This is a genomic window from Acinetobacter pragensis (assembly GCF_001605895.1).
Classification (GTDB): domain Bacteria; phylum Pseudomonadota; class Gammaproteobacteria; order Pseudomonadales; family Moraxellaceae; genus Acinetobacter; species Acinetobacter pragensis.
The window spans coordinates 69,442-81,605 of record NZ_LUAW01000011.1 but is presented as its reverse complement, the minus strand read 5'-3'; the positions used below and the strand labels follow the sequence as shown (position 1 = coordinate 81,605).

Genomic DNA, 12,164 nt, shown 5'->3' with positions numbered 1-12,164 from the left:
CAGCTTAAAGCCAAAAAACTGCAAGCGCCTGTATTCAGGCGCTTTTTATGGCTGGCTTATGCCGTAATCAAATAATTAAACGGCCGAATTTCGATTTGCACCTTATGCTCATTGGCGTGCTGATTGATATAGTGATTGACGGCAACCACCTCGCCTTCCAGCTGCGCGTCTGGGCCATACATAATTTTCACGGACTCGCCTTTGCGCGGAATCATTTGCAATTCAAGCGTAATGCTTCCCTGCTCCATACCTCTAATTTCTGCCAGCATTTTATTGTCCTTATCCCTTTGTTTTTCATTATTAAGCAGGCCAATCGCCACAGATTAAAGAATATTTATGTAACTTAAATTCTATCTCAAAACTCACTTTTTGAGAGCCGCTTCCGTATTAAGGCAACTGCTGCAAAAATTGATCAATTTCTTTTTGGCTTTTTAAATGGATCCAACGGATATTTGAATACTCCGGCGCATTCATCATCTGCACATATTTTTGGCGGTTTTTTGAATGTGTTTTTATCATCCACCAGATAATAGAATCCCGGCCAAACATACGCGTCAGGCTTTCGCGGTTATTTGAATTGTGCCATAAATCCTGCTGCGCTAAGGCCCGCTGAACAGCACGCTTAACAGAGCGGTACAAATTGACCGGAAAAGGTAAATCCAGCCAAATCACGGTGTCAATTTCGGCCCATTTCACTGGAATAGTACGGGTATAGTTGCCGTCAATCACATAACCTTGCTGCGCCTTTTGCACTTCTGATTCAATTTTGGCAAAAAAGATTTCATCAGGGCATTCTTGCCAGTCATCCAGCCAGAACAGGCTATCCAGCTCAATATAATGCAAGCCAAGTTTCGCGGCCAACGCTCTGGAAAAAGTCGATTTCCCTGTGGCTGAGGTTCCAACAACATTTATTTTGTTCATTTCGGCCATGTGCAATCCTGCTCTCGGATGATGTTATCAACACCTAAATCCATCTTAGGCATTATCAGCAGATTAAGAAATACACAATAGCACAGCCCTCAACCATGATTAAATATCAATCATCCTCATAATCCAGTGCATCCTCTTCGACATTTATAAAATCAGGCGGTGGCGTTTGCTTAAACTGCACAGCATCAATGGCCGATCTTTTCAGCAGCGCCGCTTTCGCCACACGGTGCATGCCATCCATTACCTTTCCTTCAGCGCATAAAATAATGGGATAGCTCAAATCTGCTTCTTCAATCAATTTTAAATGGTCAATAATTTGCTGTGTTGTGGGCGGGTGATGAGGAAACCAATAGGATTCATTTAATTCGCAGATTTCACTTAAAGGAATGGATTTAACCGCCAGCTGGCTGCTGAGCTGAATTAAATGATGGACATCCCAAATATGAGTATCTTCCCCGATCTGACGAAAATGATATTGCCGACGCATGCTGTTTTATTCTCCTTTTCTGCATTCTTGAATGAAAAAACCGGATTTCTATCTGCTTCTGTAAAATCCTGTGCCAAAACGATAACGCAGCCCATAAAAAAAGACCGCTAAAAAGCGGTCTTTTTCAAGTCTTAAAAGACTTATGCAGCTAATGCGCCTTTAGCTTTTTCAGCTAAAGCAGCAAATGCAACTGCGTCATGCATAGCGATGTCTGCAAGTACGCGACGATCGATGATCACTTGAGCTTTTTTCAAGCCAGCAATCATACGGCTGTACGACAAACCATTTAGACGTGCGCCCGCATTGATACGTGCAATCCACAAAGCGCGGAATTGACGTTTCTTTTGACGGCGGTCACGGTAAGCATATTGACCTGCTTTAATTACTGCTTGGAACGCTACGCGATATACGCGTGAACGAGCGCCGTAGTAACCTTTAGCACGAGCAAGAATTTTTTTATGACGGCGATGAGCCTGTACACCACGTTTTACACGAGCCATTTATAAATCTCCTTAGATGTATGGGCACATACGGCGAACTGAAGCAACGTCACTTACGTGAACCATTACACAGCCGCGTAATTGACGAATACGCTTAGCAGATTTTTTGGTCAAAATGTGGCGTTTGAACGCTTGTTTACGCTTAAAACCGTTTGCAGTCGCTTTAAAGCGTTTAGCTGCACCACGGCGAGTTTTCATCTTAGGCATAACAACCTCTTTTGAACACCTGTTCGGAACGTTTGCACCATTGCAAAACGACCTGCAGGTAAGGGAGCGGATATTCTAAAGCATCTCTGGTTAAAACAAAAGCATCATCGAAAATTAAAATCTGCCTGCAGCCGCTTTAGTCTTATTTTCTATAGACTTTTCGCGATGAAATTATAGGCGGCTTGCAGCAAGGCTTTATAATCAGCGCACCTCAGACAAAGAACTTTGCTATGACGCCTGCACATGATGCCTTTGCAGCCCTGCGCTACCGCGACTTTTCCATTATTACCTTGAATCAGTTCTGCCTGACTTTAGCCATCTTAATTCAGGAAATCATTGTTGCCTATTCCCTCTATCAAATCACCAAAGATCCTTTAACACTGGGCTTTATCGGCCTCGCCGAAGCCATTCCTTTCATTGGGCTGTCATTGTGGGGCGGCTATTTTGCTGACCGCTTCAATAAACAGACCATTATGAAAATCTGTTTATTCTTCGCGATTCCTATGCCCATCATTCTGTGGTGGCTGTTTCATGCTTACGGACAGGCGCATATCGGCATTTCATCATTGTCATGGGGCATCTATGCCGTAATTTTCGGGCTCGGCACTATCCGCGGCTTCTATAATCCGTCCGCAACATCGCTTAAACCGTTTCTGATCCCGCGTGAGCTGTATGCTAATGGCGCAACATGGACCACGATCGGCTGGCAAAGCGGCGTGATTATCGGCCCCATGCTGGGCGGCTTTATGCTGGCATACTTAGGCCGTGAAAACAGCTTATTTGCTGTCGCAGGATTATTGGCCGTCTGTTTTGTTTTAATCAACCTGCTGAGCAAGCGCAGCTTTCCCAAAATTGAAACAAACAATCTGTGGGAAAGCTTAGGAGACGGCTTCCGCTTTATCTGGAAAACCAAAATCGTCCTCTGGGCGATTTCTTTGGATTTAGTCTCTGTCCTGTTTGGCGGCGTCATTGCCCTGCTGCCCATTTTTGCCGAAGATATCTTAAAGGTTGGCCCTGAAGGTTTAGGCTATTTACGGGCAGCGCCATCTATCGGCGCGCTCCTGACCATGATTGCCTTAACCAAATTTCCGCCGACACATCATGCTTGGCGCAATATGCTGCTGGCTGTCGCCGGTTTTGGTGTTTTCACTATTTTATTCGCGTTTTCCAATCATTTATGGCTGTCTCTATTTGCCTTGGCCATGACAGGCGCCTGTGACAGCATATCGGTTGTTGTGCGTCAGACCATTCTGCAAATTTATCCGCCGGAAAATATGCGTGGCCGTGTTGCTGCAGTGAACGGCATGTTTGTGTCCAGCAGCAATGAACTCGGCGCTTTTGAGTCTGGCCTTGCGGCCAAATATATGGGCACCATCATGGCAACACTTTTTGGCGGCTGCATGACCATGGCGGTCGTTGTTGTCAGCTGGGCAAAAACCAAAGACTTATTTAAAGTCGACATCACCAAAGGGATAGAAAAATAACCGATATTTCAGATTTAGACTTGCCAGTATTTCCAATTCAGGAAATACTGCGCTTCAATATTGACCATGAATCCTCTTTGAGTGATTGAAGCCCTTAACTTATGAAAAAAATTCTGTGCTTGTCTGTTTTGATGAGCTTTCCGCTGAGCGCAGCCCACAGTGCATCGCCGAAAAAAGTCCTTCAGCTGCCGACCCAAACCATTGATGTTTTGCCGACTCATTTAACCACCCGCATTCAATGGTCTAAATTTCCCAAGCCAAGCTACAGCAATGAAGACTTAAAAAATAAAAACCGCGCAGCAATTATCCGCGTTTTTGCCGATGAACAGGGTGAAGTGCAGGAAGCGACCGTAGAAGAAAGCACCGGCATTAAAAGTTTAGATCAGGTACTGCTCCGCGCTGTGGAAAAAGCCCAAGTTAAACCGCATATTGATGCTGAAGGCAAAGCAGCTCCACAAATTGGCTATCAGGCCTTTAATTTAAAGTTAACGAACCGAAATTCGAAAAGCTGTGATTATGCATTTAATTCAAAAGTTTGGCAGGCGCAGCAAAATAATAAGCGTACAGCATTTCAATATCTGCAGCAGCCAGCCCTTCAGCTGGATTCAGAACAGCTGAACAATCATGACCGAAAAGTGAAATTCAGCTTTAAAGCAGACAAGCATGGCGCTGTACAGAAAGTCAAAATCAAGCAAGGTTCAGGAATTTATGCGCTGGATCAAAAAGTGATTCAAGCCGTGTCTGGCAGTCAAATCAAGGTGAAACGTACCGCCAGTACGCTATGGATGTATAAAAAATCCAGCTTTAAAGACGAAATCCAATTTAAGCTGAATGAATGTAAATCATCTTAATAAAAACATGCGGACTTAAGCCTGAATTAGGTCCGCTTTAAAACAATGAAAATTTATCCATTATTCAGCCTATTGCTCTTGGGATGTCAGCCTCATATAAAAACTGCTGCGCCCCCACTTCCCTCATATCACGCAAAGGCCTCACCGTCACAGTTTCTTCAATTGACAGTTCGCATGCATGTCAATTCAAAAGGCGAAATTGAAAAAGCTTATCTATTGAAATCTTCTGGCCAACCCGAAATTGATCAAAAGGTCTTGCAAGCCGTTCGGCGATCTCAGTTGAATGCTCAAATTTTTAAGCACCGCCAAGGTATTACTATCGTCGATCAGCCGTTTATGCTTGAACAAAAATAGCTAAATTATTAGCAATCAATCTATTCAAGATTCTTTCCGCATTAAAATACATTGATAAAAATGAAAAAAATAAACGCATAGCGCCCTGTCTTCGCTACACTGACTAAAATTAAAAAGCGCCAGAAATTTTCTTTCAGCAGCCCTGCAATGAGCGTAATTGGATCGCCGATAATAGGCGTCCAGCTCAGCAGCAAAGACCAATAGCCGTATTTTTGATAAAATTGCCTGCGCCTGCATCATCTTGGCTTCGGACACTGGAAACCATTTTTTATTTTTATAATGTTCAATTTTCAGTCCCAGCCACCAATTCACACAGGAACCTAATATATTGCCAATACTAGCCACAAGAATAAGCGCCCAAGCAGACTGCTGACCATTCACCAGCAGTCCCAGCAGCACAGCCTCGGACTGCAAAGGCAATAAGGTCGCCGCGCCAAAAGCGGACAGGAACAGCATCCACAGCGCCATGCTCAATTTACTTTAAACCCAGCTGCTTTTTGGTTTTACGGTATTCCATCGTTGACCAGAACACCATGACCGCAATAGCCAATATGCGCGACCACGTATAGCGTGAAGCCACGGGCTGAATTATTTCCCGCAATGCAGACTGATCTTTAGTGCTGGCCGCTTCAGCCAGTTTCTGAATATGAACCGCTTCTGCAATAAACAGCATCAGGCAAAACGCAATGCCGAAAATAATTGCAAAATACACCTTCGGATTGGCTTCGACGATACGGGTGAGATTTAAAAAGAAATTTTTCATGCCTGTCATCCAATAAAAAACCACCGCAAGTCGGGTGGTTTCTACTTTATTGCCTGCATCTTAGCATAACTGCAGCCATACGATTGATCAGACTTTTATTGCCAATGCTTTCTGTACCGCAGGACGAGCCGTCAAGCGCTCTACATATTCTTTGACATGAGGATAGTCCTCCAGCTGAATTTGCTGCCATTCATGGCGCAAAATCCAAGGCAGGATCGCCATATCCGCAATAGAATACTCTCCAGCCACAAATTTCTGACCAATTAGCTGATTGTTCAATACTTTATACAGTCGCTTAGTTTCATTCACATAACGGTCTGTCGCATATGGAATGCGTTCTGGCGCAAAGCGGCTGAAATGATGATTCTGTCCCAGCATTGGCCCCAGCCCGCCCATTTGCCACATTAGCCACTGTTCAACCTCGACACGTTCAAATTCATCTTCCGGATAAAATAAGCCGGTTTTACGGCCTAAATACTGCAGTATCGCGCCCGATTCAAAGACTGAAATCGCTTCGCCGCGCGGCCCGTCCTGATCCACAATAGCCGGGATTTTATTGTTGGGTGATATTTTCAGAAAATCAGGCTGAAACTGATCATTCTCTAAAATATTAATGGGAAAAATTTGATATTCGAGTCCCATTTCTTCTAAAGCAATGGTAATTTTATGTCCATTGGGGGTTCCCCAATAATACAAATCTATCATGTAAGAATCCTGCTACTTTTCTCGTTTTAGTTAACATTGTCGAGTTTTCATACTGTTTATAGCATGCTTTCAGGGCAGAAACATTAAGTTAAACTGAAATTAGAATCTTAAAATATGCATAACAGACTTTATATCATTAGATAAATTATCAAATGAAGAGAATAGAAAAAATTTAATTTTTTTTCTTGAAATTTTTCCCGCTATACCGATATAAAAAGTACAGCAATGATCAGTTGATATTGCTGACCGTACAACCAATGCCTACATGGGCGCATAGGTTGCTTATTCATATCACTTTGCTGAATGCAGGAGGTTTTATCAATGAGTAATTTAAGCTTAACTCCATTATTCCGCCGCAGTATCGGCTTTGACCGTTTGAATGATTTGTTTGATCATGCAATGCTCAGTGAAGTACCGCACTACCCAGCGTACAATATTGAAAAGACAGGCGACAATGATTACCGGATTGTCGTTTCTGCCGCTGGTTTTAACCAGGATGAACTGAGCATTCACTTAGAAAACCAGGTCCTGAATATTTCCGGTAAACATGCCGATCAGGCCGAAGATGATACGGCTGAGTACTTGCATAAAGGCATTGCGCGCCGTTCATTCAAGCTGTCATTGCGCTTAGATGAGCACATTGAAGTCCAGCACGCTCATTTTGAAAATGGCTTGCTGACTATTCAATTGCAGCGTATTGTCCCAGAAGAAAAAATGCCTCGCCAAATCCCAATTAACCAGAAGCTTTTAACAGCTGAACACTCTGCAAAATAAAGCAATGCTCAGCATAAGGCAGCAGTTAAGCGCCCTTCGCTAAACAAGAGCGCTTAACTGCATCAGATATAAAAAAAGCACTGCGAATGCAGTGCTTTTTTTATATCAACAGGCGCTTACTTTTTCTTTTTAGGTCCAAGCAGCATACCCATTTGACGGCCTTCCATTTTTGGTGTTTGTTCAACAACACCATATTCAACCACGTCAGCTTCAATTTTTTGCAATTGAGCTAGACCCAGCTGCTGGTGAGCCATTTCACGGCCACGGAAGCGCAAAGTAATTTTTACTTTGTTGCCTTCCTCAAGGAACTTGATGATCGCGCGGAGTTTTACATTGTAATCCCCGACATCAGTACCTGGGCGCAGCTTGATTTCTTTCACCTGTACTTGATGCTGTTTTTTCTTCGCTTCTTTCTGCTTTTGCTTAAGATCAAACAAATGCTTGTTGAAGTCCATGATTTTACAAACAGGCGGTTCAGCGTTTGCTACGATCTCAACCAGATCAAGCTCAACACTTTCAGCAGCGCGCAATGCTTCTGCCAAGCTGACAATACCTTTTTGCTCACCATTTTCGTCTACAAGACGAACTTCTTTCGCACGAATTTCATCATTCAAAGCAGGACGGTTTGATTTGTTACCGCCCTGTTGATTACGGTCAGGCTGTTTAATCGCTGTTACTCCACAATGTACCGGCCGCGTTCGGCAACGGCTGCTTTTACTAAGTCAACGAAAGCGTCGATTGACATAGTACCCAAATTTTTTCCAGAGCGGGTACGGACGTTTACAGTACCTTCCTCTACTTCACGGTCACCAAGTACCAGCAAGTAGGGAATACGCTCTAATGTGCGTTCACGAATCTTAAAGCCGATTTTCTCATTTCTCAAGTCTGAAATCGCGCGGATACCGCTTTCTTTAAGTTTAGCGACGACTGACTCACATGCCTCAGCTTGTGAATCGGTAATATTCATCACACATGCTTGAATTGGTGACAGCCAAGGCGGCATGAAACCAGCATAGTGTTCAATTAGTATACCAATAAAACGTTCAAAGCTGCCAAGTATTGCACGATGAAGCATTACTGGCTGATCACGGTCGTTATCTTCAGTGACATAAGATGCGTCTAAACGTTCCGGCAAATTAAAGTCACATTGAATTGTACCACATTGCCATACACGGCCTAAGCAGTCTTTCAAAGAGAATTCAATTTTAGGGCCGTAGAACGCGCCTTCACCCGGCTGAAGATCCCATTCAAGACCCGCAGCATCTAAAGCATCCGCCAAAGATTTTTCCGCCATATCCCAAAGCTTATCATCACCTACACGTTTTTCTGGACGTGTCGATAATTTCATTTGAACTTCTTCAAAGCCGAAATCTTTATAAACGTCTAAAGTCAGTTTAATGAAATCCGCAACTTCTGTGCCGATCTGCTCTTTGGTACAGAAGATATGCGCATCATCTTGAGTAAAGCCGCGGACACGCATAATGCCGTGCAATGAACCCGACGGTTCGTTACGGTGGCATGAACCGAATTCCGCCAAACGGATTGGCAAGTCACGGTAAGATTTCAAGCCTTGATTGAACACTTGCACGTGACAAGGGCAGTTCATCGGCTTAACCGCATAATTGCGGTTTTCTGAGTGCGTCGTAAACATGTTGTCCGCATAGTTTGCAGCATGTCCAGATTTTTCCCAAAGCGTGAAGTCCACCACTTGCGGGGTACGGATTTCAAGATAGCCATTGTCCTGCTGCACTTTACGCATGTACTGTTCAAGCACTTGGTAAACCGTCCAGCCGTTTGGATGCCAGAACACCATACCCGGCGCTTCTTCTTGCATATGGAACAAATCAAGCGCTTTACCGATTTTACGGTGATCGCGTTTTTCAGCTTCTTCAATGCGTTTTACATATGCCGCCAGCTGTTTTTTGTCCGCCCAGGCAGTCCCGTAAATACGCTGCAGCTGTTCGTTTTTCGCATCGCCGCGCCAGTAAGCGCCAGAAATTTTAGTCAGCTTGAACGATTTTAAGAATTTTGTATTCGGCACATGCGGACCGCGGCACATATCCAAGTAGTCTTGATGGTAGTACAAGCCCATTTCTGTTTCGTTAGGCATGTCTTCGATCAGACGGAGTTTGTATTCTTCGCCGCGCGCAGTGAATTCTTTAATCACTTCATCACGCGGTGTCATTTTTTTGATGACGTCATAATCTTGGTCGATGAGCTTTTTCATACGCTCTTCGATGGCTGCCATGTCATCTAAGGTAAATGGACGCGGCATCCAGATGTCATAGTAGAAACCTTCTTCAATGACAGGGCCAATAACCATCTTTGCTTCTGGGAACAATTGCTTAACGGCATGACCCACTAAGTGCGCGCAAGAATGGCGGATGATGTGAATACCATCTTCATCTTTCGGCGTGATAATTTGCAGGCTTGCGTCTTCAGTAATGAGATCAGACGCGTCAACTAAGCGATCGTTTACACGACCTGCAACTGTATTTTTTGCAAGACCAGGGCCGATGCTTTGAGCAACGTCCATCACAGATACGGCGTGATCAAATTGTTTTTGATCGCCATTTGGCAAAGTGATAATTGGCATAAAAAATCCTTAAGGAGTGATGCCCCGTACCATGGAGCATATCACCGCGAGATTATGATCGAGGGAGACCCTCAAAAGATAAAAACGGTGGATAAATAAAATTCGATTGAAATTTTACACTGCTTGGCCTGAGGGATAAACCTTTTTGCTGGAAAAAAGCGCCCGATGCGTAAATTGGCGCTGATTTATGTCGAAAAACGCATTTTCTGGGACCATTTGACCAAAAATAATTATATTCATAGCGTTTCCAGCTTGAACAGCAGGCATGCGATGGCCCTGTTTTCTGAGCTTCATGCAGCTTTGCAAATTTTGACAGCAAGCAGCCTGAGCCAGCTGCATGATCTGATCTATAAACGCAGCGGTAAAATTACATTGCTTCATGGCTGCACGGCCCATTATTATCAGCGCGCTAAAAACATCTCGCCGATGCTTCATTGACGTCCTACATTACAGTTGAGAAGGCCATCAGCCCAAAGAATAAGCCACCTTGATTCTTCAATCTTAAACCTGCTATTCCTATTAAAAAATATGCGCTTCGCCAGAATTTATTCACTGAGCCTGCTGTACCGATTATTGCAATTGCAGAAAATTTTCTGCGCTGCACGTGCAGCAAAGGCTGTCTTTGATCTAAATTATTTAAATTCAAAAATCAAATTTGAGAACCAAGGCGTTCATTCTTGATAAATTCTGAATTTTAAAATCTAATATTTTCAGTATGTTACAAAATTAGTGTAAATACTCGACTAAAGCATTAATGCAAGTTCGCTTGAGACTGCATATTGTTAAAAAAATGACCAAAAGCAATACAGACATGGAGTTTCTGAAATGGTTAGTGCATATGATGAATTGCCACGGACACCGGCGAATTTTGTTGCCTTATCGCCATTGCGCTATTTAGAGCGCGCGGCTTATATTTATCCGCACCAAGATGCCATTATCCATGGTTCGCGTCATATCAGCTGGCGGGAAACGTATCAGCGCTGCTGCCAATTCGCGCATCAGCTGCAGCAGCTGGGCATTGGTAAAAATGACACCGTATCGGTGCTTTTGCCGAACACGCCTGCGATGATCGAAGCGCATTTTGCGGTACCGATGGCAGGCGCTGTGCTGAATACCATCAATACCCGCTTAGATGCAAAAACCATTGCATTCATGCTTGAACATGCAGAAACCAAAGTGCTTCTGGTCGATCCTGAATTTGCGGCAGTCGCTCAAGAAGCGCTGGCTTTCGTCAATCAGGATATTTTTGTAATTGATGTGGATGACGCTGAATATCAAGAAGCCAGTCCAGCGCCAATTGGTCAAGTTGAATATGAAAACTGGCTGTCAGAGGGCAATCCGCATTTTGAATGGCATTTGCCGCAGGATGAATGGGATGCCATCAGCCTGAATTACACCTCCGGCACCACAGGCAACCCGAAAGGCGTGGTCTATCATCACCGCGGCGCCTATATTAACGCAGCCAGCAATATCATCGCCTGCGGCATGACACCGCGTGCAACCTATTTATGGACGCTGCCGCTGTTTCATTGCAATGGCTGGTGTTTTGCATGGACCATCGCAGCCAATGGCGGCACCAACATCTGCCTGCGCAAAGTCGATCCTGAGCTGATTTATAAACTCATTGCCGAACACAAAGTGGACTACTTCTGCGGCGCGCCAATTGTCTTGTCGATGCTGATCAATACCCCTGAAGAGAAAAAAGTCAAAATTGATCACCGTGTAGAAGTGATGGTCGCGGGTGCAGCGCCTCCTGCAGCCATCATTGAAGGCATGCGCAATATCGGCATCAATGTCACCCACGTTTACGGTTTAACTGAAACCTATGGCCCGTCTGCACTGTGCGCTTCACAAGCTGGATGGTCAGACTTGTCTATTCAGGAACAGGCGCAGCTGCATTCGCGCCAAGGCGTACCATATCCGCTGCAGGACGGCATGAAAGTCATTGATCCTGAAACCATGCTGCCCGTTCCGCATGACGGTAAAACCATGGGCGAGATTATGTTCCGAGGCAACATTGTCATGAAGGGCTATCTGAAAAACCCTAACGCGACAGCGGAAGCCTTTGCAGGCGGCTGGTTCCACACTGGAGATTTAGCTGTTTGCCAGCCGGATGGCTATGCCAAAATTACTGACCGCTCGAAAGATGTGATTATTTCTGGCGGTGAAAATATTTCCTCCTTAGAAGTCGAGGAAGTGCTGTACCAGCATCCTGCTGTATTAACAGCCGCAGTTGTTGCCAAGCCTGATCCGCGCTGGCAGGAAGTGCCTTGCGCTTTCATTGAGCTGAAAACCGGCAAAGAAGCGAGCCCCGAAGAGATTATTGAGTTCTGCAAGCAACATCTTGCACGCTTTAAAGTGCCAAAAGATGTGGTGATTACTGAAATTCCTAAAACCTCCACCGGCAAACTGCAGAAATTTATTTTGCGCGACTGGGCAAAAGAGCGTGCAAATACTGAGTTAAGCTAGTGTTGCCGCAATGCCTTTTTTAACGCATAAAGAAAGGCATTGCT

General features: G+C 44.5%; 15 protein-coding genes and 1 pseudogene. 6 read left to right on the top strand and 10 right to left on the bottom strand.

Translation table 11 applies throughout. From position 1 onward, the window contains the following. Window positions 1-56 precede the first annotated feature (56 nt). From AZH43_RS02765 to rpmI, 5 genes are all read right to left on the bottom strand, one after another. Complete coding sequence (locus tag AZH43_RS02765) at window positions 57-269, bottom strand: hypothetical protein (protein WP_005007554.1); 213 nt, start codon at window positions 267-269, stop codon at window positions 57-59. A 118-nt stretch (window positions 270-387) separates the two neighbouring features. Further along, the gene (locus AZH43_RS02760; RefSeq protein ID WP_067666664.1) at window positions 388-921 is read right to left on the bottom strand and encodes a shikimate kinase; all 534 of its coding nucleotides are present in this window, start codon (window positions 919-921) and stop codon (window positions 388-390) included. 115 nt (window positions 922-1,036) lie between these two features. Next, entirely contained in the window at window positions 1,037-1,417 is a 381-nt protein-coding gene (locus tag AZH43_RS02755) for a hypothetical protein (RefSeq protein WP_067666376.1), read from the bottom strand. Window positions 1,418-1,557: 140 nt separating this feature from the next. Then, complete coding sequence (gene rplT, locus AZH43_RS02750; RefSeq protein WP_054580206.1) at window positions 1,558-1,917, bottom strand: 50S ribosomal protein L20; 360 nt, start codon at window positions 1,915-1,917, stop codon at window positions 1,558-1,560. Between the two features lie 12 nt (window positions 1,918-1,929). After that, complete coding sequence (gene rpmI / locus AZH43_RS02745; RefSeq protein WP_004278281.1) at window positions 1,930-2,124, bottom strand: 50S ribosomal protein L35; 195 nt, start codon at window positions 2,122-2,124, stop codon at window positions 1,930-1,932. Window positions 2,125-2,354: 230 nt separating this feature from the next. On the opposite strand from rpmI, the gene AZH43_RS02740 reads away from it, so the two are divergent. The 3 genes from AZH43_RS02740 to AZH43_RS18815 all read left to right on the top strand — a co-directional run bounded on the left by AZH43_RS02740 (window position 2,355) and on the right by AZH43_RS18815 (window position 4,813). Then, window positions 2,355-3,608, top strand: coding sequence for an MFS transporter (locus AZH43_RS02740; protein WP_067666374.1), 1,254 nt, complete (start codon window positions 2,355-2,357; stop codon window positions 3,606-3,608). Window positions 3,609-3,709: 101 nt separating this feature from the next. Further along, on the top strand, window positions 3,710-4,459 hold the full coding sequence (locus AZH43_RS02735) for a TonB family protein (RefSeq protein WP_067666372.1): 750 nt from the start codon (window positions 3,710-3,712) through the stop codon (window positions 4,457-4,459). Window positions 4,460-4,504: 45 nt separating this feature from the next. Next, window positions 4,505-4,813, top strand: a complete 309-nt coding sequence (locus tag AZH43_RS18815; protein ID WP_081406756.1) for an energy transducer TonB — start codon at window positions 4,505-4,507, stop codon at window positions 4,811-4,813. Between the two features lie 41 nt (window positions 4,814-4,854). Here the strand turns inward: AZH43_RS18815 and AZH43_RS02725 are convergent. The 3 genes and pseudogenes from AZH43_RS02725 to AZH43_RS02715 all read right to left on the bottom strand — a co-directional run bounded on the left by AZH43_RS02725 (window position 4,855) and on the right by AZH43_RS02715 (window position 6,281). Further along, window positions 4,855-5,281 (bottom strand): annotated as a pseudogene (locus AZH43_RS02725) (YqaA family protein). 7 nt (window positions 5,282-5,288) lie between these two features. Further along, complete coding sequence (locus AZH43_RS02720; protein ID WP_067666368.1) at window positions 5,289-5,576, bottom strand: hypothetical protein; 288 nt, start codon at window positions 5,574-5,576, stop codon at window positions 5,289-5,291. A gap of 87 nt (window positions 5,577-5,663) precedes the next feature. Further along, window positions 5,664-6,281, bottom strand: coding sequence for a glutathione binding-like protein (locus AZH43_RS02715; protein WP_067666366.1), 618 nt, complete (start codon window positions 6,279-6,281; stop codon window positions 5,664-5,666). Window positions 6,282-6,602: 321 nt separating this feature from the next. Between AZH43_RS02715 and AZH43_RS02710 the strand changes: the two genes are divergently transcribed. After that, window positions 6,603-7,055 carry an Hsp20 family protein gene (locus tag AZH43_RS02710; RefSeq protein WP_067666364.1) on the top strand — a complete coding sequence of 151 codons (453 nt, stop codon included), beginning with the start codon at window positions 6,603-6,605 and terminating at the stop codon, window positions 7,053-7,055. Window positions 7,056-7,171: 116 nt separating this feature from the next. Here AZH43_RS02710 and infC read toward each other — a convergent pair whose 3' ends face one another. Together infC and thrS are read right to left on the bottom strand one after the other, a co-directional pair. Further along, window positions 7,172-7,723 (bottom strand): translation initiation factor IF-3, encoded by a 552-nt coding sequence (gene infC, locus AZH43_RS02705; protein WP_081406755.1) that lies wholly within the window; start codon window positions 7,721-7,723, stop codon window positions 7,172-7,174. 5 nt (window positions 7,724-7,728) lie between these two features. Beyond that, complete coding sequence (thrS, locus tag AZH43_RS02700; RefSeq protein ID WP_067666362.1) at window positions 7,729-9,651, bottom strand: threonine--tRNA ligase; 1,923 nt, start codon at window positions 9,649-9,651, stop codon at window positions 7,729-7,731. Between the two features lie 165 nt (window positions 9,652-9,816). Between thrS and AZH43_RS02695 the strand changes: the two genes are divergently transcribed. Both AZH43_RS02695 and AZH43_RS02690 read left to right on the top strand, forming a co-directional pair. Next, window positions 9,817-10,089, top strand: coding sequence for a hypothetical protein (locus AZH43_RS02695; RefSeq protein ID WP_067666360.1), 273 nt, complete (start codon window positions 9,817-9,819; stop codon window positions 10,087-10,089). A 387-nt stretch (window positions 10,090-10,476) separates the two neighbouring features. Then, the gene (locus AZH43_RS02690; RefSeq protein WP_067666358.1) at window positions 10,477-12,120 is read left to right on the top strand and encodes an acyl-CoA synthetase; all 1,644 of its coding nucleotides are present in this window, start codon (window positions 10,477-10,479) and stop codon (window positions 12,118-12,120) included. The last annotated feature ends 44 nt before the right edge of the window (window positions 12,121-12,164 follow it).

Coding starts and splice junctions, on each gene's coding strand:
- AZH43_RS02765 (WP_005007554.1), bottom strand. CDS start 269: ATGCTGGCAGAAATTAGAGGTATGGAGCAGGGAAGCATTACGCTTGAA.
- AZH43_RS02760 (WP_067666664.1), bottom strand. CDS start 921: ATGAACAAAATAAATGTTGTTGGAACCTCAGCCACAGGGAAATCGACT.
- AZH43_RS02755 (WP_067666376.1), bottom strand. CDS start 1,417: ATGCGTCGGCAATATCATTTTCGTCAGATCGGGGAAGATACTCATATT.
- rplT (WP_054580206.1), bottom strand. CDS start 1,917: ATGGCTCGTGTAAAACGTGGTGTACAGGCTCATCGCCGTCATAAAAAA.
- rpmI (WP_004278281.1), bottom strand. CDS start 2,124: ATGCCTAAGATGAAAACTCGCCGTGGTGCAGCTAAACGCTTTAAAGCG.
- AZH43_RS02740 (WP_067666374.1), top strand. CDS start 2,355: ATGACGCCTGCACATGATGCCTTTGCAGCCCTGCGCTACCGCGACTTT.
- AZH43_RS02735 (WP_067666372.1), top strand. CDS start 3,710: ATGAAAAAAATTCTGTGCTTGTCTGTTTTGATGAGCTTTCCGCTGAGC.
- AZH43_RS18815 (WP_081406756.1), top strand. CDS start 4,505: ATGAAAATTTATCCATTATTCAGCCTATTGCTCTTGGGATGTCAGCCT.
- AZH43_RS02720 (WP_067666368.1), bottom strand. CDS start 5,576: ATGAAAAATTTCTTTTTAAATCTCACCCGTATCGTCGAAGCCAATCCG.
- AZH43_RS02715 (WP_067666366.1), bottom strand. CDS start 6,281: ATGATAGATTTGTATTATTGGGGAACCCCCAATGGACATAAAATTACC.
- AZH43_RS02710 (WP_067666364.1), top strand. CDS start 6,603: ATGAGTAATTTAAGCTTAACTCCATTATTCCGCCGCAGTATCGGCTTT.
- thrS (WP_067666362.1), bottom strand. CDS start 9,651: ATGCCAATTATCACTTTGCCAAATGGCGATCAAAAACAATTTGATCAC.
- AZH43_RS02695 (WP_067666360.1), top strand. CDS start 9,817: ATGCGTAAATTGGCGCTGATTTATGTCGAAAAACGCATTTTCTGGGAC.
- AZH43_RS02690 (WP_067666358.1), top strand. CDS start 10,477: ATGGTTAGTGCATATGATGAATTGCCACGGACACCGGCGAATTTTGTT.